Source organism: Gilvirhabdus luticola (genome assembly GCF_040117515.1).
Classification (GTDB): Bacteria; Bacteroidota; Bacteroidia; order Flavobacteriales; family Flavobacteriaceae; genus Gilvirhabdus; species Gilvirhabdus luticola.
In genome coordinates this window covers 157,651-179,370 of record NZ_JBEEEN010000003.1, presented here as the reverse complement: position 1 = coordinate 179,370, position 21,720 = coordinate 157,651, and the positions used below count along the sequence as shown (strand labels likewise).

The window sequence follows — 21,720 nt, the reverse complement described above, 5'->3', positions numbered from 1 at the left end:
ATTTTTACTTCAAAATAAGACAGATGATTAATACAATTACCTTACTTATTAGTTGTAAAGACCAAAAAGGAATTATTGCTAATGTCACAAATTTTATTCATAACCAAGATGGAAATATTGTATATGTTGACCAGCATGTAGACAGAGAGCAGGAAATATTCTTCATGAGAACAGAAAGTGAGTTTTCAGGTAATGATTTTAATTTAGAGACGTTTAAAGCAGAATTCAATAAAACTATTGCTTCTGCTTTTGACATGAAATGGCGTATTTACACTTCTATCGAAAAAGCAAAAATGGCTCTTTTTGTATCTAAATATGACCATTGTTTATACGATATTCTAGGAAGGTATAATTCTGGAGAGTTAAATGTTGAAATTCCATTTATCATTAGCAATCATAAAGATTTAAAACCAATTGCAAATAGTTTTAATATTCCGTTTTACTATATTCCAGTTACAAAAGACATAAAAAATGAAGCTGAAGAAAAACAGCTTAAACTATTAGAAGAACATAAAGTTAATTTTATAGTTCTGGCAAGGTATATGCAAATTGTTTCGGATAAACTAATTAATAAATTTCCTAATAAGATTATTAATATTCATCATTCTTTCCTACCTGCATTTGTTGGAGCAAAACCATATCATTCTGCATATAAAAGAGGTGTGAAAATTATTGGTGCAACGAGTCATTATGTTACCGAAGAGCTAGATGCTGGACCAATTATTGAACAAGATGTTACAAGTGTTTCACATACTCATTCTATTCATGATTTAATTGCTAAAGGCAGGGATTTAGAAAAAATTGTTTTATCCAATGCTATTAAGCTTCACCTTAATCGTAAAGTGATGGTATATAACAATAAAACGGTCATTTTTTCATAAAGGAAAAATCATACCTTCTTTTGCAAAATTGAATCCTAAATTTTGAATGCTGTCTTTTAATTTGTGATTGTCTAAAATGGTTGGATTGGTATGATTAAAATGTATAAAATAAATTTTGGATTTTGTTTCTATAGTTTCATTTTCAAACAAAGTTGTTGTTTCAGAAGTAAAAGGATGTGGTATTTTACTCATATCTCTTTTTAATTCTCCATCTTTAAAAAACGAAGCATCCAAAAACGCATAATCTACTTTTTTAACCTCCTCAATAATGTTTTTATTCCAAATAGGCCATTTATTGATGTCAGGAATAAATAATGCCGATTTATTCTTTCCTTCAATTTTGTAACCAACAGTTTCTGAATATTCATCACGATGAGGCACAAGAAAAGGTGTAACTTTTAGGTTATTATTTAAACTTATTGTCGAATCATTTGTAAGTGGTCTTATTACTATATTTTTATATGAAACTAATTGACCCCAAGGGCCATTATTACTTAAATAATCTTTCATTCTTGGCATAGCATACACTTCAATATTATTAGCCCCCAAGGCCTCATGACCAAAATACATCAGCCCAGTATAATGACCAATATGGGCATGTGTTAGAAAAACACCGTCAATAATTTTGTTATTATCTAAATGATTTGCTTTTAACTCTTCTAATTGCTCACTCAAATCTGGAGTTGCATCAAACAACCACTTTTTTTTATCATTCAAATCAACCAAACCCAGACAAGAAACCATTTTTTTGTCTTCTAAACCTTGATGAAACAATTGACAACATTCTTTTTCACAATTAATTTGAGGATAGCCTGCATCCTGTGCAATACCTAGAACAGTAATATATTGTGACGGCTTTTGTTTTTTATTTTCTGAATGTTTAGTTTGGCAACCTGAACAAAAACAAAAAATTATTAGAAACGATAATTTAGTTAATCTCATTGTAAAATATATCTTTGTTAAAGATATAAAACCTAATTTATGTATAGAAAGCTTTTGTCCTTGTTCTTATTGTTAAGTTTAATATCTTGCGTAGAATTACAACAAGTTGTAAATCAGCTACCTGGAGACACTACTGGAATTTCTAATGCTGATATTGCTTCTGGCTTAAGAGAAGCGCTGAACGCGGGAATTGATAAGCAAGTCACAAAACTCACACAAAAGGATGGGTTCTTTAAGAATGAGTTGGTAAAAATTCTTTTACCTAAAGAGCTTCAAAAAGTAGATAAAGCATTGCGAGATATAGGTTTAAGTAGTTTAGCAGATGAAGGACTGAAGGTATTAAATCGTGCAGCCGAAGATGCCGTTGGAGAAGCTACTCCTATTTTTGTAAACGCGGTAAAAGACATTACATTTACTAATGCAAAAAATATTCTGTTAGGAGATGATAATGCCGCAACCCAATATCTTTCAACTAAAACCCAAACAAGTTTATATGATAAATTTCATCCAGTAATAAATGATTCATTTAAAAAGGTTGGAGCTGATCAGGTTTGGGATAATTTAATTACAAAATATAATAGTATTCCTTTTACAAATAATGTAAATCCAGATCTAACAGATTATGTGACAGGTGAAGCCTTAAAAGGAGTTTATACAATGATAGGAGTTGAAGAGAAAGAGATACGAAATAAAATATCGTCAAGAACCACAGATTTATTAAGAAGGGTTTTTGCTTTGCAAGACTAATGAAAATACAGTATAAAATAGCAGTTGTTGGTCCTATACCTAATGATACAATCATTACGTATAAAGGGGAAACTATTACTAAATTTGGATGTGTAACGCATCCAACTATTGCTTTGGCAAACTTGCTTGAAAATACTGGAGAAGTTATTCCTATTACACAAATTCATAAAAAAGACCATCAAGCTATTTTAGAACTGTTTAGTAATTATAATAATATTAATACAAATGGTATATATAATTATAAAGACCAAGGTACAGCTATAGAATTACGATTTGTAGATCAAAACAACAGGATTGAAAAACAAATTGCTAATATGAGTCCAATAACGGCTAAAGACGTATCTCCTTTTTTAGATGTAGATTGTTTTGTCTTTGTTCCTATTACCGATTTTGAAATTGAGCTGGAGACTCTTCACTACATAAAAAACAATAGTGATGCACAAATAATCTTTGATGCTCACGGACCGACTAGTTATGTTACAAATGACGGTAGAAGGTTAAGAAAGTATTGGAATGATAAAGATGATTGGTTCAAATATATTGATGTGTTAAAAATGAATTTGGAAGAATCTATTTGTAGTTGGTTTGATAATGATTATACTTCTGAAGAATTATACGACGAAAACCAAACAGAGCATCTTGATGAGTTTGCAGAATATGTGCTTGATAAAGGTGTTAAAACACTTTTCGTAACTCTAGATTCTCGTGGTTGTGTGATTTACTCTAAAAACTCAAATGAAATAACAAAGGAATTTGTAACCTCTGTTCCAGTAACCAATGTAATTGATACTACAGGTTGCGGAGACTCTTTTGCAGGAGGTTTGGCTTATGGTTTTACTGCCTATAACAATGCAAAAAAGGCTGCACAATATGCCAATGTTCTAGGTGCTTTAAGAACGCAGGGGAAAGGATTTGATGTTTTTAGATCTCTAGAAGAAACTGAAGCTATCATTGCAAAACATTATTAGTCTTTTTTGTATAGACCATCAAATGCAACTGTTATTTCTGTTTCATTTGTAATTGTTTCCCAATACTGTCTTACCGTTCCGTCTTCATTATCTGTCCATGTTACTCTATGATAAAAAGGTTGTCCATCTTTATTTTTTTCTTCATCAGTTTTTAGAATCATTTGATTTTCAACTTTATTGCCTTTAAGATGCAAACTACCTCCTTGGTTATCTACCCAAATTTGTTCCCATTGCTTTGTCGAACTATTATAAAAACTATAACTAGTACCTGTAAGTTTTCCTTTTGTACTTGTCCAGTTTTCCTGTAAAACACATTTGTCTTGAATTTTATCTAATACATTAGTCCCAACCACATTACCATTTGGTCCTGTTACAGTCCAAGAACCAATCCAAAAGTCGAATTCAGCATGTTTTGCATCACAGCAATTACAGGTATTATTTTGAGAATAAAAAGTAAACGTAGCAAAAGAAAAAAGAAGTGTAAAGAATAGTTTCATAATTGATGATTTTTGTTAATACCTAAAATTATTAAATGATAGTTAATCTTATACCAATGTTAACATAACATTAGTATTCACTATTTTTTAAATATTTGAAATGTTTGTTTAAACAAGCTATTCACAGATTGTAATTTTAGTTTGTCAAAAAAATGTAACAAACCGATTTTCAATATCTTGAGGTCAGTTCTTTTAAATTACCAATAATTAATGTATATTTAATTGTTACATTTTTTATTAAAATTAATGAATCAGAATGATGACATAATACTGCACCAACTGGAACTTAATAAGGAATATAAACAACTTATTGAGCAAGCATATAATTTACGTCAAACCGATTCGGAATTAAGTGATATTTCAGAATATAAAGCCATAAAACTTCTTGATGAGCTTAATAAATTGAAGTATTTATATAGGGAAATTAAGGTTAATCTTTCTTAAATTTAATAATCATTAAACGTTCCAATACATCTAAATTCACAAGAATGCTCGTAAATGTATATAAAAACATCTATGAACACACATTTTTGTAAAGTTGGAACGATTAGACCAAACTCATCTAAAGTTTCAACAAAAAAGAATTTTGAAAAAGTTGAAACACAAAGTAAGGAAATCAAAAAATCAGATAATTCTAAATGAATACATCTACGTTTTTAGCATTTCTTCCATTTGTTGCTGAAGCTCTTTAGCTTTTAGCTTGGCTGCTTGTGCAAAATTTTCATCAGAAGATGCATAAATAATTCCTCTAGAAGAATTAACAAGTAAGCCAACGTTTGAATTTTTTCCGTATTTCCAAACGTCTTCTAAATTCCCTCCTTGAGCTCCTACGCCCGGAATTAATAAAAAACTATCTGGTACAATCTCTCTAATTTCACTTAAAGATTCAGCTTGCGTTGCACCTACAACATACATTAAGTTTCCTGAATTAGACCATGTTTTTGAAATTTCTAAAACTTGTTGGTAAAATGCTTTTTGATCTATCTTTTGTACTTGAAAATCTAAAGCTCCAGGATTTGAAGTTAATGTCAAAAGTATAGTATGTTTTCCTTGAAAAGATAAAAAAGGTTCAACAGAATCCTTTCCCATGTAAGGCGCTACTGTAATACTGTCAAAATTTAAATCCTCGAAAAATGCTTTTGCATACATTTTACTTGTATTACCAATATCCCCTCTTTTAGCATCTGCTATCGTGAAAATTTCTGGATGATTTTCATTTATATAATTGATGGTTTTTTGCAATGCCTTCCATCCTTTAATACCGTAAGCTTCATAAAATGCAATATTGGGTTTATAGGCAACACATAAATGATGAGTTGTATCTATAATGGCTTTGTTGAATGCGAATATTGGGTCTTCATCTTTTAAAAGATGCTGTGGAATCTTATCTAAATCGACATCCAAACCTATGCAGAGAAAGGATTTCTTTTTAAGGATTTGTTCTGTGAGTTGTAGTGTTGTCATTAGTTAACAAAAAAGCCTCAAATGAGGCTAAATTTAAATTGTTGCGTCACTGGCTTTTAACTTTTCAGTATTTTCGGCCAGTTGTAATTCGTCAATAATTTTTTGAATATCGCCATTTACAATATTAGATAAATCGTAAAGTGTCAGTCCAATTCTGTGGTCTGTAACTCGGCCTTGTGGATAATTGTATGTTCTAATTTTCGCACTTCTATCACCTGAAGAAACCATACTACCACGTTTTGCAGCATCTTCTTCCTGTTTTTTAGCTAACTCTAAATCATATAAGCGAGAGCGCAACACTTTAAAGGCTTTCTCTTTATTCTTATGTTGTGATTTTTGGTCTTGGCATTGTGCAACTAAACCCGTAGGAATATGTGTTAATCGAACAGCAGAATACGTCGTGTTTACCGATTGCCCACCAGGACCAGAAGAACAGAAATAATCTATTCTAACTTCTTTTGGGTCAATTTCTATATCAAATTCTTCGGCTTCTGGAAACACCATAACTGTTGCAGCACTTGTATGTACACGGCCTTGCGTTTCTGTTTGTGGTACACGCTGTACACGATGTACTCCAGCTTCAAATTTTAATGTCCCGTAAACATCATCTCCAGTAACTTCAAACTGAATTTCTTTAAAACCGCCATTGGTACCTTCACTAAAATCTACAGTATCAACTTTCCAACCTTTACTTTCACAATATTTAGTATACATTCTGAACAAATCTCCAGCAAAAATACTGGCTTCATCACCACCAGTACCTGCACGCAGCTCAACAACTGCATTTTTTGAATCTTCTGGGTCTTTCGGAATTAAAAGAAAACGAATTTCATCTTCCAATTTCGTGATTTTTTCCTTTGATTCATCATACTGCATTTTTGCCATTTCTAACATTTCAGCATCACTTCCATCTGCTACGATTTCTTCAGCTTCAGTCAAACGATTTAAAGCTTGCTTATATTCTTCGCCTTTATCTACTAATATTTTTAAGTCTTTATATTCTTTATTTAATGCAACATAGCGCTTCTGATCTGTGATAATATCTGGTTGAATAATTAAATCACTCACCTCATCAAAACGCTGTTTTATTATTTGTAATTTCTCTAACATCTACCTTAAAAATTGTGCATCAAAAATACGATAATTTATGAATTTATAGTCGAATGAAAATAATTGTAAAAATGTGAACGTTATTAGTTTATTATGCTACGCCAAATAAGATCTATAATCCTATATTATAAGCCATTACTTGTATGGTCTTTTGTTGTTAATTTTTTGGTAGCTGTAAATGATTGCAACATTTATCATGCTATTTTAATTAAACTCTTTTTAATTGGACTTCTATGGTTTATTTTGAAAGAGAGACAAATTAGAAAAAGGTTGGGATTTTACAAGATTGTAGGCGTTTCTAACTTCAGTTTGTTCGGTACCATATTTATAATTGATTGTATGGTAACAATTCCTTTCTTTTTAGTATTGAAATGTTTTACATAAATACTTTAAAACCCCTTACAATTTAACCACATTTTGAAGAACCACAATCTTTACATGTTAAACAGCCTTCTTGGTAAATTAAGCTTGTAGAGCTGCAGTTGGTACAGGTTTGTCCTTTGGCTTGTGTTCCATCTGCAACATAACGTTTCAGTGCTCTTACCACACCATTTTTCCACGTGTTTATAGATTCGCTATCCAGCTGTAAACTATTGATTAAATCTACAATTTTATCAATTGGCATGCCATGACGTAGCGTACTTGAAATAAGTTTTGCATAGTTCCAATATTCTGGATTGAACTTATGAGACAAGCCTTCAATAGTAGTTTTATAACCCCTTTTGTTTTTATATTGAAAATCGTAACGAGAGGTTCCGTCTTCGTTCCTATTTTTAATAATCAACCCATTATTTGCCCAACGAGGTATTAAAATACCATCTTCATCATCTGCCAAACCTGTAAAGACTTCGTAAGGTTTTCCATCAATCAAGCCAATAAAGGCTATCCATTTTTCTTTATTATTTTGAAAACGAACTACATCTGCCTCTAACACTTGTGGACGTTTGGTAGGGAACGCTGTTAGCATTTCTTGAGTCTCATCTTCAGACTTTTCTTCATTTGAAATCAATACACCTGAACGAGAACCGTCTCTATAAACGGTTACGCCTTTACAACCTGCTTCCCAAGCTTCCAAATACAATTTACCTACCAATTCTTCAGTAGCATCGTTAGGCAAATTGATAGTGACACTAATGGAATGGTCCACCCATTTTTGTACAGCACCTTGCATACTTACCTTACTCATCCAATTCACATCATTAGAAGTTGCTTTATAGTATGGTGATTTCTTAACAATCTTATCCAGTTCTTTTTGAGTATAATTTTTATTGGTATCTATTCCATTTACTTTCATCCATTGCTTGAATCTGTGGTGAAATACCACATACTCTTCCCAAGAATCTCCAACTTCGTCTACAAAATCTACACGAACATTTTTATCGTTTGGGTTTACTTTTCTTCTACGTTTGTAAACTGGCAAAAATACAGGCTCAATTCCTGATGATGTTTGTGTCATTAAACTTGTTGTTCCTGTTGGAGCAATCGTTAACAAGGCAATGTTTCTTCGTCCATTTTCCAACATTTCGTAATATAACTTATCGTCTGCTTCTTTTAAGCGTTGGATAAACGGATTGTTTTTTTCACGTTCTGCATCAAAAATGGCAAAAGATCCTCGCTCTTTAGCCGAATAAACCGAGGCCCTATATGCTTCAATTGCCAAAGTTTTATGAACTTCAACGGAAAACGCATTCCCTTTTTTACTTCCGTATTTAATCCCTAAAGCTGCCAGCATATCACCTTCGGCAGTAATACCAATTCCAGTTCTACGTCCTTCATATGCTTTGGTTTTAATATTAAACCATAAGTTTCTTTCGGTTGCTTTTACTTCGTCTAATTCTGGATCAGCATCTATTTTAGCAATGATAGCATCAATTTTTTCCAACTCTAAATCGATAATATCATCCATGATGCGTTGTGCTATAGGAATGTGTTTTTTGAACAAATCAAAATTAAATGTAGCTTGTTCTGTAAATGGATTTTCTACATAAGAAAACAAATTTATTGCCAACAGTCTACAAGAATCATAAGGACACAAAGGGATTTCACCACACGGATTTGTAGATACTGTTTTGTAACCTTTATCTGCATAACAATCTGGAACCGATTCGTTGATGATGGTATCCCAAAATAAAATTCCAGGTTCTGCCGATTTCCATGCGTTATGAACAATTTTTTTCCAAAGCTTATTGGCTTCAATGTTTTTAGAAAACTTTGGGTTTTGACTGAAAATAGGATATTTCTGCGTGTAAGTTGAATTTCCTTTAACAGCCTTCATAAATTCATCATCAATTCTAACCGAAACATTGGCCCCTGTTACTTTACCTTGCTCTAATTTAGCATCAATAAAATCTTCAGAATCTGGATGATTGATTGAAACCGACAACATGAGCGCTCCACGACGACCATCTTGAGCTACCTCTCTTGTTGAATTAGAATAACGTTCCATAAAAGGTACAATACCTGTTGATGTTAAGGCAGAATTTTTTACAGGTGATCCTTTAGGACGAATATGAGACAAATCGTGACCAACACCTCCACGACGTTTCATAAGTTGCACTTGTTCTTGATCAATCTTCATAATACCTCCATAGGAATCGGAATTACCTTCGTTTCCGATTACAAAACAGTTGGAAAGTGAAGCGATTTGATACGGATTGCCAATGCCAGCCATAGGGCTTCCTTGTGGCACGATGTATTTAAATTCTTTTATATAATCGAAAATAGTATCTTCGGATAATGGGTTTGGGTAACGTGATTCGATTCTTGCAATTTCTTTTGCAATACGTCTGTGCATATCGTCAGGAGTAAGTTCGAATAAATTACCTTGAGAATCTTTTAAGGCATATTTATTAATCCAAACACGAGCAGCTAAATCATCGCCATTAAAATATTTTACAGAAGCTTCAAAAGCATCTTCTTGAGAGTAAGTTTTAGGTTTTACAATAGGTTGGGTTTGTATTTGCATGTTATTGGATTAATTTAAGAATTTTACACTTATTTTAGAAGTTGTAAATAACGTAAAAATTTTAAACTTGAAACATGACAAAAATCATAAAGTTTACAAGAAATAATTTTATACCATTGATAATCAATTATTTAAAATTTATCAACAAAAAATAGTTAACAAATTTTGTATTTTTATTTAAAAGTAATTATGAATAAAAAATTATTTTTTTTACTATAGATAAGTTTGGAAAAACTTACTTAAAATTAATAACTAAATTCTCCGTATTCGCTTATTATTGTAAGTTTCTTTGTTTCAGATTCTTCAACTTTACCGATAATTTGGGCATCTACGTTAAATGATTTAGAAATAGTTATAATATCATTTGCTATCTCTGGAGAAACATACATTTCCATTCTATGGCCACAATTGAATACCTGATACATCTCCTTCCAATCGGTGTTAGATTGTTGCTGTATTAATTTAAACAATGGTGGTATTGGAAACAAATTATTTTTTACAACATGGAGGTTGTCTATAAAGTGAAGTATTTTGGTTTGTGCTCCACCAGAACAATGTACCATTCCATGAATGGATTTACAATCATATTTTGATAGTATTTTCTTTATAATGGGTGCATACGTTCTTGTAGGTGACAAAACTAATTTTCCAGCATCAATAGGTGAATCTTCAACTTTATCAGTTAATTTCATATTACCAGAATATACTAATTCTTCGGGTACAGAAGCATCAAAGCTTTCTGGGTAGTTTTTAGCTAAATATTTACAAAACACATCATGGCGTGCAGATGTTAATCCATTGCTCCCCATACCGCCATTGTATTCTTTTTCATAGCTAGCCTGCCCAAAAGATGACAGCCCAACTATTACATCTCCAGCTTGAATGTTAGCATTATCTATAACTTTAGAGCGTTTCATTCTGGATGTTACAGTTGAGTCAACAATTATAGTTCGTACCAAATCACCTACATCCGCCGTTTCTCCACCCGTTGAATGAATGTTTACTCCATAGGTCTTTAATTCTGAAATTAATTCTTCAGTACCATTAATAATAGCTGATATAACTTCTCCAGGAATTAAATTTTTGTTTCTTCCAATGGTAGAAGAAAGCATGATATTGTCTGTGGCACCAACGCAAAGTAAATCATCAATATTCATGATTAAGGCATCTTGAGCAATGCCTTTCCAAACAGATATATCTCCTGTTTCTTTCCAATACATATATGCCAATGAACTTTTTGTGCCTGCACCATCGGCATGCATAATTAAACAGTAGTCATCATCATTGGTAAGATAATCAGGGACTATTTTACAAAATGCTTTTGGAAATAAGCCTTTGTCAATTTTTTTTATGGCATTATGGACATCTTGTTTCGAGGCAGAAACACCTCTTTGAGCATATCTTTTACTAACTTCTTGACTCATGAATTCATTTTGAGTCACAAAAGTAAGGATTGTTTAATTTTTAACACTTAAGTTTTATTTCAAATTTTATAAAAAATGCAAAAGAAAATAACAGAATAATTAAATAATCAAGAAAGAGGATTAATTAAGCAATTTTAAAAGAAAAAATAAATGGTATTAAAGTTTAGCGTTTGAACTATGTTCTTTTTCAACTTTTACCAAATCATGGTTAACATCGCTGTTTTCTTTCTCGCTTTTATTGCCTTGTGAGAATATAAGTGTTGCAATCATAAGCATGAGAACACTAATAATAAGCCGTTTCATAATTAAATTATAGATTAATAGCAGTGTAAAATTAAAAAACATTCTTCTTATTTAATTCTTTACACAAATAAAATTATTAACAATTCGTTAAACAACTTTTAAAAACGACATAACGAAATAGTAACTTATTTTAATCGAAGAAAAACTTGGATAATCGAAGAAAAAATACTTGGCCTTACCTTATAAATAGTAATTCACGATATTTTGTCAATGGCCAAATCTCATCATCTATCATAAGTTCAAGCTTATCGCAATGATATCTAATATCTTCTAAAAAAGGTTTAACCTTAAAACAATAGGCTTCAGCTTTATCCTCTATATTGTCAATTATATTAGCTTTTTTTCGTGCGTTAATCATTTTATGAACTTTAAGATGAATAGCTTCAATGTGTTCTGATATTTTTTTGATTAGGATAATTTGTTCTTTGGCATGTTCTTCAAATTCGTTGCCGAAAATTTCTTTCAATCCAGCAACATTTTCAATTAAAGTATTTTGGTATTTTACAGCTGTTGGTATCACATGGTTTCCGGCAATATCACCTAAAACTCTAGATTCAATCTGAACACGCATAATATATTCTTCAACATCAACCTCATATCTTGCATTAACTTCAACCTTATTCATAACTTTCATTTCTTCAAACAAAGCGATTGTTTTATCTGAAATTCTCACTTTCAAAGCTTCAGGCGTAGTTTTGTTATTACTCAAACCTCTTTTTTGAGCTTCTTTTTCCCAAGCTTCACTATAGCCATTACCATCAAAAAGAATATTTTTTGAAGCTTTTATATACTCTCTTAAAACATTAAAAACTGCTTCATCCTTCTTTAATTCTTTCTTTTCAATTAATTTATCGACATCAATTTTAAATTCTTTAAGTTGTTTAGCTACAATAGTGTTCAAAACAGTCATTGGGTTAGCACAGTTTGCTGAAGAGCCTACAGCTCTAAACTCAAATTTGTTACCTGTGAATGCAAATGGTGAAGTCCTGTTTCTATCTGTATTATCTAATAAAACATCAGGGATTTTACCAACAACATTTAATTTAAGGTCTGTTTTTTCTTCGGGTGATAATTTCCCTTTTGTGACATCTTGCAATTCTTCAAGTACTTTCGTCAATTGTTTTCCAATAAAAATTGAAATGATTGCTGGAGGAGCTTCATTAGCACCTAATCTATGATCATTACTAGCAGATGCGATTACAGCACGTAGTAATTCTTCATTTTCATTAACTGCTTTTATAGTGTTGATAAAAAATGTTAAAAACTGTAGATTGCTCATGGGTGTTTTTCCAGGCCCTAATAAGTTCACACCTGTGTCTGTTGATAACGACCAATTATTGTGTTTGCCAGAACCGTTGACCCCAGCAAAAGGTTTTTCATGAAGTAAAACCTTAAAACCATGTCTTGAAGCTATTTTGCCCATAATGTCCATTAATAATGAGTTATGATCAACTGCTAAATTTGCTTCTTCATAGATTGGAGCTAGTTCAAATTGGTTAGGAGCAACTTCGTTATGTCTAGTTTTAACAGGTATCCCTAAGAGCATACATTCAGTTTCCAAATCCCTCATGAAATTAAGTGCTCTAGTAGGGATTGACCCAAAATAATGATCATCCAACTGCTGTCCTTTAGCCGATGAATGGCCTAATAGAGTTCTTCCAGTCAACATGATATCTGGACGACTTGAAGCCAATGCTTTATCAATCAAAAAATATTCTTGTTCCCAGCCCAATGAAGAAGTTACTTTTTTAACATTCTTATCAAAATATTTACAAACATCTGTGGCAGCTGCATCAACTGCATGCAAGGCTCTCAATAAAGGTGTTTTATAATCTAGTGCTTCACCAGTATATGCTACAAAAATAGTTGGTATACATAAGGTAGTTCCATAAATAAAAGCTGGCGAAGTTGGATCCCAAGCCGTATATCCTCTGGCTTCAAATGTATTTCTTATGCCTCCACTTGGAAAACTAGAAGCATCAGGCTCTTGTTGCGTGAGTTGGCTACCTTCAAATTTTTCGATAGACAAACCTCCTCCAATGGGTTCAAAAAAGGCATCATGCTTTTCTGCTGTAGCTCCAGTTAATGGTTGAAACCAATGTGTATAATGAGTCACACCTTTAGAAATTGCCCATTGTTTCATTGAAGAAGCAACCTGATTGGCTATTTTACGATCAATTTTGGTACCATGCTCTATCGCACTTACAACTCCTAAATAAGCTTCATTTGTTAAAAATTGACGCATATTTTGTTCATTAAAAACATTCTGTCCGAAAAGCTCTGAACGCTTTACAGTTTCATCAAAATTCACGGGTTCCCTGTTTAGAGCTTGAGCTAGTGCTTGGAATCTAATTTTAGCCATTTTTACAATTTTATAATATCAAAAACAATGAATTAAATTAAGGTTCACAAAAATAGTGTTAAAATATATAAATTTTATATTAATCTGATTTTTTTGCTATTAAAAGAAAATCAAGATATAATTAAAAAAATAAATTATTTTCATTTTTACCCTAAAAAAAATAGGGTGTTAATAAAAATGGATAAAATTATATAGATTTATACCCTTAACTTTATTAGGTATTTATTTTAATATATATATTTGCGCTTTAACTAAATTTTATAAAATATGGCAAAATCAAAATTAGAGTATATATGGCTAGATGGTCATGAACCAACTCAAAACATGAGAAGTAAAACTAAAATTGAAGATGACTTTAGCGGTAAATTAGAAGATTGTCCTATTTGGTCATTTGATGGTAGTTCAACTGAACAAGCATCTGGTAGTTCTTCAGATTGCTTATTAAAACCTGTTGCTATTTATCCAGATCCTGCAAGAAGCAATGGTTATTTAGTGATGTCTGAAGTTTTAAGCGCTGATGGAACACCACATCCTTCTAATGCTAGAGCAAAGATTGATGATGATAATGATGATTTCTGGTTTGGTTTTGAGCAAGAATATTTCTTAATGGATACTAAAACCGATTTACCTTTAGGTTTTCCACGTGGTGGATTTCCAGGCCCACAAGGTAAATATTACTGTTCTGTTGGAGGACGTTATACTTGGGGTAGAGATTTAGTTGAAGAACATGCTGATTTATGCATAGCTGCTGGATTAAATTTTGAAGGCATAAACCAAGAAGTTGCACCAGGACAATGGGAATTTCAATTATTTGCTAAAGGAGCAAAAAAAGCCGGTGATGAAATTTGGGTTGCACGTTACTTATTAGATCGATTAACTGAAAAATATGGTTACTATATTGAGTACCACCCAAAACCAGTAAAAGGTGATTGGAATGGTTCCGGTATGCACGCAAATTTCTCTAATACAATATTAAGAACCTGTGGTTCTAGAGAAATTTATGAGAAAATATGTGAAGCGTTTAGACCAGTTACAGATGAACATATAGAAGTATACGGCGAGTTTAATGATGAGCGTTTGACTGGGTTACATGAAACAGCTCACGTATCTGATTTCTCTTATGGTGTATCAGATAGAGGTGCTTCAATTAGAATCCCAATTATAACTGTTGAAAAAGGCTGGAAAGGTTGGTTAGAAGACAGAAGACCAGCTTCTAATGGAGATCCATATAAAATTGCTGGTAGAATTATTAAAACTGTAAAATCTGCTATAGTTTAGATAAATTATTTTATGTTTTGTTTATAAATAAAGTCAGACCGATTATTGTCTGGCTTTTTTTATACTCTATGTTCGTTAAAAACTTTGTCGATGCTACTACATTTTTTTATTGATTGACTTTGTTTATAAATTACTAACTTCGTTATAGGTCTGAAATAAACAATAATTGAAGTTCATATCTTCATATTGTGTACGATTTAAAAAATTACCCTTAATCAACTATACGAAACATTTTACAATGATATATTATTGGTTACATCTAATTTACATATTTGTTGGTTCAAGGTTATTTTGGAAAAAAGTTAATCTTGATGCCAATCTTAAAAGAACCAGAATAGTTAGCATTTTGGATTGTGAATCCTTTAGATACATGGCAAACTCCAAATACTTTTATTATATGGACTTAATTAGATACGAAATTATGTTTCGCTCAAGTCTTTATGAAAATACTGTTAAAAAAGGAATGTTTGGAGTTATTGGTTCTCAAAAAGTTATTTATAAGAAGCCATTAAAAAGATGGACTAAATTTGACATTACTCTAATTTTGGAAGGTTGGGATGAAAAATGGATCTACCATCGTCAAATTTTCAAACAAAACAACAAGATCTATGCAATAGGTTTTACAAAAATTACATTTTGGAAAAACAAAAAAGCACAGAACATTAATGAAATAATGGCTAACTGTGGTTTAACTAAAAATAAATTGACATCTTTTTCCGAAATACTAAAAAGTTTTGAAAATGATTATGATATAATTAAAAATGCTAAGTCATAATTTGAAACAAATATAATTGTGCACATCAGCGTTAAAAACATTACTTAAATAAGCAATTTAAATTTTTCCTTGTGTAAAAATTAAAAACATGAAAATCCCATAAGCAATTACCAATGCAAGACCTTTTAATTTACTGAATTCCATCATTTTTGGTAAGAATATTAACGGAATTAGAACAGCTGCAAAACCTAGCATCCAGAAAATATCGCTAGTAAGTATTTGAGTTTCTGTTACTGGAATTGGCTTAATCAATGCTGTTAAACCTAAAACAGAAGATATATTAAAAATATTTGAGCCTAATAAATTACCAAGCGAAATAGCTTTTTCCTGTTTTGCTGCTGCAATTACAGAAGCCGCCAATTCTGGCACACTAGTGCCGATGGCTATTAAAGATATTCCTATTACTGCTTCACTTACACCAATAGCAACTGCAATCTCTCTAGCTCCTTTTACCAACCAATCACTACCAAAATACAATGCTGTCGCTCCAATAAGCAGCCATATAAATATTTTAAAGTTTGAGACTACTGCAAGTGCATCATCTATGTCTTTAATGTAAGCATCTTTTTTAGCATTTCTAATGAGTAGAATTAAAAATAAAATAAGACCTACAAATAAAATACCACCTTCTATAGCAGACAATACATTATCGTTTTTCAGAAAATAATACAATACAATGGAGAATAGCATCATTACTGGCCAATTAATCTTGTAAAAAGATTTATCTACTGCAATAGCTCCTATCATAGCCGTAATACCCAATACTAAACCAATGTTTGCAATGTTAGAACCAACAACGTTATTTATTGCAATAGCAGGTGAACCGGATAGTGCAGCTTGAAGGCTTACGAGTAATTCTGGTACAGATGTAGCAAAAGACACAACTGTCATACCGATTACCATTTTAGAAATATTGAATTTAAATGATAGTGCAACAGAAGACCTTACTAAATACTCTCCTCCAACTACTAACAAAATAAAACCTAAAATAACCCAAAGGACACTCATCCAACAAATTTTTGCGAAGATACTATTTAGTTTGAAATGTTAAATAAACTATAAATTTAGTTTTATAACTATTTTTTTAGTTGGATAACTATATATTTAGTTATATATTTGATATCAAATTTTAAAAAATGCAAAAATTAACAAATAAAGAAGAAGAAATCATGCATATCTTATGGAAGCTAAATAAAGCTTTTGTAAAAGATGTACTAGCAGAAATTAAAACTGATAAGCCACATTACAACACACTTTCAACCATTATTAGAAATTTGGAAGAGAAAGGTTATGTAGGATACACCGCTTATGGCAAAACACATCAGTATTTCCCAATAGTGAGTAAAGAAGTCTACAGACAGGAGTTTATGAATTCTGCCATAGAAAGTTATTTTAATAACTCTTATAAGAATGTCGTTTCGTTTTTTGCTAATGAAGAAAAGATAAGTGTAAAAGACTTAAGAGAAATTATTGAACTTATAGAAAAGAAAAAATAATTATGGAATATTTACTTAAAGCCAGTGCCATAATTGCTATTTTTTATATCTGCTATAAAGTTTTCTTGCAAAAAGAAACTTTTTTTCAATCAAATAGATGGTTTCTGTTATTAGGATTAATTATTGCATTTGTATTTCCTTTTATAGTTATACCAATATATATAGAAGCTCCTATAAATAATTTAGAAAATATTGTTTTTGAAAATGCCACCATAACATCTGAATCAGAAAACACTTTTGATATCCTCCAATTAGTTTTTTGGATATACATTTTAGGAGGCTCGTTTTTTTTAGGTCGTTTTTTAATTCAGATTTTCTCATTAAGAAAATTATTACTTAAAACCACACTGTTAGAGAAAAATGATAAATACGTTTTTCTGAAAACAAATGAAGATATTACTCCATTTTCATTTTTTAACTGGATTGTTTACAACCCAAATCAATTTAATGATGATGAGCTGAATCAAGTTTTAATTCATGAAAAAGTGCACGTTAGACAACATCATTCTTTGGATATATTAATTTCTCAAATTTCTGCAATTGTCTTTTGGTTTAATCCTTTTATTTGGTTTTACAAAAAAGAGATGCAACAAAATTTAGAGTTCATTGCAGATTATTTTGCACAAAGCAATATTACTTGTAAAAAAAAGTATCAATACCTATTATTAAAATCGAGTGTTCCAACTTATCAATTGGGTCTAACAAATAATTTCTATAATTCATTAATCAAAAAACGAATAGTTATGTTACACAAATCAAAATCAAAACAATCAAAGCAGTTTAAATATCTGTTAATTATACCATTTTTAAGCTTGTTTTTAATGAGCTTTAATACAAAAAATGTTTATATAGAAAAAGATGTACCACCGTTAGAGTCTATTGCCAGTGATGTTATTTATGAAAAAGCTTCACCGGTTATTCAAGCAGGAGCAAATACACATGTAGCTGCTGTAGAGACACTACAAAACAACACAGCATCTTCTGAAAATAATTCTATAAAAAATAATCAAAACATTGCAAAAATTAGTAAGGATAATCAAATGGTAATTATCACAAAAGATTTTACTGATAATGATTTTGATAAAGTAAAAGAACAACTTAAAAAAGAAGGCTTAACCGTTAAATTCAAAAATGTAAAGCGAAATGATTCTGGCGAAATTACTGGTTTAAAAATAGATGTTTCATCCAAGGAATCCAATGCAAACTACAATATCAATGGTGATGAGCCTATTAAGCCTATTAAAATTTCATTTGATAAAGAAGGAAATAATATTTCAATTGGGAATGGTCATTATCATTATAAAGTAGCAAGTGAGAATGAATTTTATTTTAGTGATGATGAAACTGAAGATGTTAAAGTACATGTTGCAAAAGTAGGTAGTTCAAAGAAATTACATACTGTAGCTACGGACAAAAATGTAATTCACATCCATAGCGATACAGATGTAGAATTTGATGACGATAAAGATATTATAATATTAAAAAAAGATAAAGATGGAAACATTGTTAAAGATACTATGGAAGATGAAGACGTATTTGTTGTAGGTGATGATAATTCTTTTAAAGTGAAAAGTATTGGTAAAGGGAAAAACAAAGTTTTGTTTTTGAATTCCGAAGAAGGAGAACCACTTATTATTATAGACGATAATGAAGCCACAGAGAAAGACATGAACGAACTAGATTCTGATAAAATTGAAAAAATGGAAGTTTTAAAAGGAAATAGTGCCATAGAAAAATATGGAGATAAAGGTAAAAATGGTGTTATTCTAATCACTACCAAATAGAATAATTATTTGGAGTTATGTCATGAATAAAAAGGTGCTTGTTTAAGCACCTTTTTTAATCTATAACAACTTTCTTAAAAATTGATTTATGATCTTGAATTATATTCATTAAATATACTCCACTAGATAAATTTAAGTTTATGTTTACATTTCCTAAATATTTGTTTTCAAAAACTTTTACTCCTTGAGAATTGTAAATTTTAATAAATGAAGTCTCTTCTATACCTCTAATGTTAATTTCGCCTTTAGTAGGGTTCGGGTATATCTTAACTTTTATAATACTTTCGTCTTCTGCACTTAATGACTGATCCCAAAATTCACCTAACTTATTACCCCAAATGTACTCAACCAAATCGGGCTGATCTATAAATGGGTTTCTATTAAACTGCCATGTATAAATTATATTATTACGATTCATTTCAAAATCGTCTGGAGGATCACTTCTATGCCACTCCAATAAGGTAGCCAAATCTCCCAATTGGCCTGAAGGACTTGCAGTTGGATATCCATTTACGACTTCAATACCATTGTAGCGTACAGTCATATAAAGTACGCTTCGAGCCAAATCACCTTTAAAACTTCCTACATTTCCCGAAGGTCCATCATATTCAGCAGGACCATAATTTTGGTTTCCTCTTGAACTATTTTCTGGACCATCAACCGCTCTTAAAGCATGAGCATCTGAATTACCATGTCTTAAAGAATCTGCTTTGGTTGCCCAGAATACATCAGGTCCATCTGCAACATCATCCAAATCTATACTTTCAAAACCTCCTCGAGACCTTGGATATGTATGCTCTCTATTCCAAGTCCCTGTATTATTAGAACCTGTTTGAAAATCTAATTTTGGACGACCTTGTTCTGTATAAACCAACCAAACCTCATTACTATTGGCTGGATTTTGATCAGCTTGTTTTAGTATATCTATTACATCGGTATAAGTTTGAGCTCTTACAACACTCGGATTAGCAATAATATCTTGTAGTGCCTGACGCAACGCTGTATCTGCTAAACCATCCAAACTGTTATAATATCCATTCGGTTGGGAACTTGTTACCATACCATAAGTTGGGCTTGTTGGTATTCCCCATGCTGCTATTGTAAAATCATCATCAACAACTCTTATTTTTAAATTATTATTTAACTGTAAATAACCTTCGGGCAACTCAAAAAGCATAATATTCAATACTTCATCTCCTTCATCATCATTGTCATCTACTAAAGCAATTGTAGTCGAAACCAAATTTTGTCCAATCGGTATTAAAAGTAATGTATTACCAGTAAAATCAGAAGCATCAAAGGTTCCGTTATCCAGTACGATTTCTAAATCGAGTTGTTCAGTCACATTTTGTTCTGTAGTAATTGTAATATCGAACACATCTCCTTCATCATATTGGGTTTGATCAATAGAAATAAAAACACCATTTAAAACAACACCACTACCATCATTAAGCTGTCTTGGTGTTGGTGCTTTTACAGTATATGTTCCATCATTGTTTCTTTGTATAGATTCATTGTCTTTGTTTCCATTTTCATTCTCATTAATCTGTTCTGTAATACCTAAAAGGGACATTAAAGCAGCATCATCGGGATCACTCGTGTCGTAAACTAGAGCATCTATTAAATTTGTAGTTGTGGCTAAAGTACCACCCGGAAAATCTTCCCAACTTGCCAGATATATGGCTACAGCATCTGCTCCATTTTGAATAATATCTGCAGAGATCAATAATTGAGGGACAGGAGATACACTATTGCTTCCAATAAGTAACAATCCGTTTACATCTGTAGAATATCCTGTTAGATCAATAGAAAAATAGCTGCTATCGGCCCCAGATGCAGAACCGTTAAATAATACAACTATATATCCATCTAGTGAATAATTGGGCACATCAGACTTTAGTTCAATAAACTCAAGGATGTCTGTACTAGGAGTGTCGCAATCTAACTCATTAATTACTATTTGAGATATTGCAATCTGTGATATTAAAAAAATGATTAATGCTGAATAAAATTTCATTGGAAGATTTTTTTTTAAAGATAAGCAACTTATACATTCAATTTTATAGAAAAATTGAACTTCAAAAATCTTTAAAATATATAGAATTTTACTACCTGCCTTCTTAACAAAAAAACATGCAATTCACAAAAAAAAAGATGAAATCAATGAAAAATCGTCGAAATAGTAATCTTTTTTATCAAATTCAATAAAAAAACATCAAAATTAGTCTACAAATATTACTATATAAAACTTTTTTAACTTATTTAATAACATATTGAAACTCATTTGAAGATAATATACTTACAATTTATAATATTATTATGAATTTATATTACATATCTATATTCAATTGCATTCTTTTTACATAAAACATTTGGACTATAAATATCAAAAAATATATATTGCTCAAACAAAACAAAAACTGAACATTGTCTAACCTTTAAAAACTAATACATTATGGTTGCTTTTGCTAAATTTTTAATTGACTTGATTCTATCTACTTTATAGAACATAAAAATGTAAGACTTAGTTCTAGAATAAGTTTTACTATTTTTACAATATGAAAAAGTTAATATTCAAAATTTTAGCTAAAATCAACAAAGCTGTTTTACCAAGTTACTCTAAAAAACAATTGGATCTTTCTAAAGCCAATAAACTACAAATGGCCATTATTGGATGGAGATGGTACGTGACTAAAAATGCTTTAGACTAAAATATTCATTTTA

The 21,720-nt window shown here is 31.1% G+C and carries 19 protein-coding genes; 9 read left to right on the top strand and 10 right to left on the bottom strand.

What is annotated here, in order from left to right; all coding sequences use genetic code 11:
• The first annotated feature begins 26 nt into the window (after positions 1 to 26).
• The gene (gene purU, locus AAFP94_RS07825) at positions 27 to 881 is read left to right on the top strand and encodes a formyltetrahydrofolate deformylase (protein WP_316662091.1); all 855 of its coding nucleotides are present in this window, start codon (positions 27 to 29) and stop codon (positions 879 to 881) included.
• On the opposite strand, the gene AAFP94_RS07820 is transcribed toward purU, so the two are convergent.
• Positions 876 to 1,823 (bottom strand): MBL fold metallo-hydrolase, encoded by a 948-nt coding sequence (locus tag AAFP94_RS07820; protein WP_316661984.1) that lies wholly within the window; start codon positions 1,821 to 1,823, stop codon positions 876 to 878. The two genes, purU and AAFP94_RS07820, sit on opposite strands and share 6 nt — an antisense overlap.
• A 39-nt stretch (positions 1,824 to 1,862) precedes the next feature.
• Here AAFP94_RS07820 and AAFP94_RS07815 point away from each other — a divergent pair, with 39 nt between their 5' ends.
• Positions 1,863 to 2,570, top strand: a complete 708-nt coding sequence (locus AAFP94_RS07815) for a DUF4197 domain-containing protein (protein ID WP_316661983.1) — start codon at positions 1,863 to 1,865, stop codon at positions 2,568 to 2,570.
• Positions 2,570 to 3,538, top strand: coding sequence for a carbohydrate kinase family protein (locus AAFP94_RS07810; RefSeq protein WP_316661982.1), 969 nt, complete (start codon positions 2,570 to 2,572; stop codon positions 3,536 to 3,538). Before AAFP94_RS07815 ends, AAFP94_RS07810 begins: the two co-directional genes overlap by 1 nt.
• Here the strand turns inward: AAFP94_RS07810 and AAFP94_RS07805 are convergent.
• Positions 3,535 to 4,035: a hypothetical protein gene (locus AAFP94_RS07805; protein WP_316661981.1), complete on the bottom strand. Its 501-nt coding sequence runs from the start codon at positions 4,033 to 4,035 to the stop codon at positions 3,535 to 3,537. The genes AAFP94_RS07810 and AAFP94_RS07805 overlap by 4 nt on opposite strands.
• Before the next feature lie 246 nt (positions 4,036 to 4,281).
• Here AAFP94_RS07805 and AAFP94_RS07800 point away from each other — a divergent pair, with 246 nt between their 5' ends.
• Positions 4,282 to 4,479 (top strand): Lacal_2735 family protein, encoded by a 198-nt coding sequence (locus AAFP94_RS07800; RefSeq protein WP_316661980.1) that lies wholly within the window; start codon positions 4,282 to 4,284, stop codon positions 4,477 to 4,479.
• A 204-nt stretch (positions 4,480 to 4,683) separates the two neighbouring features.
• Here AAFP94_RS07800 and pyrF read toward each other — a convergent pair whose 3' ends face one another.
• The 6 genes from pyrF to AAFP94_RS07770 form a co-directional block, all read right to left on the bottom strand.
• Positions 4,684 to 5,499 carry an orotidine-5'-phosphate decarboxylase gene (gene pyrF / locus AAFP94_RS07795; protein WP_316661979.1) on the bottom strand — a complete coding sequence of 272 codons (816 nt, stop codon included), beginning with the start codon at positions 5,497 to 5,499 and terminating at the stop codon, positions 4,684 to 4,686.
• 33 nt (positions 5,500 to 5,532) lie between these two features.
• Positions 5,533 to 6,609 carry a peptide chain release factor 1 gene (prfA, locus tag AAFP94_RS07790; RefSeq protein WP_316661978.1) on the bottom strand — a complete coding sequence of 359 codons (1,077 nt, stop codon included), beginning with the start codon at positions 6,607 to 6,609 and terminating at the stop codon, positions 5,533 to 5,535.
• A gap of 406 nt (positions 6,610 to 7,015) precedes the next feature.
• Entirely contained in the window at positions 7,016 to 9,574 is a 2,559-nt protein-coding gene (locus AAFP94_RS07785) for an adenosylcobalamin-dependent ribonucleoside-diphosphate reductase (RefSeq protein ID WP_316661977.1), read from the bottom strand.
• 245 nt (positions 9,575 to 9,819) lie between these two features.
• The gene (locus AAFP94_RS07780; protein ID WP_316661976.1) at positions 9,820 to 10,998 is read right to left on the bottom strand and encodes an AIR synthase related protein; all 1,179 of its coding nucleotides are present in this window, start codon (positions 10,996 to 10,998) and stop codon (positions 9,820 to 9,822) included.
• 156 nt (positions 10,999 to 11,154) lie between these two features.
• The gene (locus tag AAFP94_RS07775; protein ID WP_316661975.1) at positions 11,155 to 11,301 is read right to left on the bottom strand and encodes a hypothetical protein; all 147 of its coding nucleotides are present in this window, start codon (positions 11,299 to 11,301) and stop codon (positions 11,155 to 11,157) included.
• A 175-nt stretch (positions 11,302 to 11,476) separates the two neighbouring features.
• Positions 11,477 to 13,663 (bottom strand): glutamine synthetase III family protein, encoded by a 2,187-nt coding sequence (locus AAFP94_RS07770; RefSeq protein ID WP_316661974.1) that lies wholly within the window; start codon positions 13,661 to 13,663, stop codon positions 11,477 to 11,479.
• 267 nt (positions 13,664 to 13,930) lie between these two features.
• Between AAFP94_RS07770 and AAFP94_RS07765 the strand changes: the two genes are divergently transcribed.
• A complete protein-coding gene (locus AAFP94_RS07765; protein WP_316661973.1) occupies positions 13,931 to 14,941 on the top strand; it encodes a glutamine synthetase beta-grasp domain-containing protein in 1,011 nt (336 codons plus the stop codon).
• Positions 14,942 to 15,179: 238 nt separating this feature from the next.
• The gene (locus tag AAFP94_RS07760) at positions 15,180 to 15,716 is read left to right on the top strand and encodes a thioesterase family protein (RefSeq protein WP_316661972.1); all 537 of its coding nucleotides are present in this window, start codon (positions 15,180 to 15,182) and stop codon (positions 15,714 to 15,716) included.
• Positions 15,717 to 15,773: 57 nt separating this feature from the next.
• Here the strand turns inward: AAFP94_RS07760 and AAFP94_RS07755 are convergent, their stop codons facing one another.
• Complete coding sequence (locus tag AAFP94_RS07755) at positions 15,774 to 16,724, bottom strand: calcium/sodium antiporter (RefSeq protein ID WP_316661971.1); 951 nt, start codon at positions 16,722 to 16,724, stop codon at positions 15,774 to 15,776.
• Between the two features lie 128 nt (positions 16,725 to 16,852).
• Between AAFP94_RS07755 and AAFP94_RS07750 the strand changes: the two genes are divergently transcribed.
• Together AAFP94_RS07750 and AAFP94_RS07745 are read left to right on the top strand one after the other, a co-directional pair.
• Complete coding sequence (locus AAFP94_RS07750) at positions 16,853 to 17,212, top strand: BlaI/MecI/CopY family transcriptional regulator (RefSeq protein WP_316661970.1); 360 nt, start codon at positions 16,853 to 16,855, stop codon at positions 17,210 to 17,212.
• A gap of 2 nt (positions 17,213 to 17,214) precedes the next feature.
• Positions 17,215 to 18,996 (top strand): M56 family metallopeptidase, encoded by a 1,782-nt coding sequence (locus AAFP94_RS07745; protein WP_316661969.1) that lies wholly within the window; start codon positions 17,215 to 17,217, stop codon positions 18,994 to 18,996.
• A 55-nt stretch (positions 18,997 to 19,051) separates the two neighbouring features.
• On the opposite strand, the gene AAFP94_RS07740 is transcribed toward AAFP94_RS07745, so the two are convergent.
• On the bottom strand, positions 19,052 to 21,013 hold the full coding sequence (locus tag AAFP94_RS07740) for an endonuclease (RefSeq protein WP_316661968.1): 1,962 nt from the start codon (positions 21,011 to 21,013) through the stop codon (positions 19,052 to 19,054).
• Between the two features lie 541 nt (positions 21,014 to 21,554).
• On the opposite strand from AAFP94_RS07740, the gene AAFP94_RS07735 reads away from it, so the two are divergent.
• Positions 21,555 to 21,707 (top strand): SsrA-binding protein, encoded by a 153-nt coding sequence (locus AAFP94_RS07735; protein ID WP_316661967.1) that lies wholly within the window; start codon positions 21,555 to 21,557, stop codon positions 21,705 to 21,707.
• Positions 21,708 to 21,720: the final 13 nt, after the last annotated feature.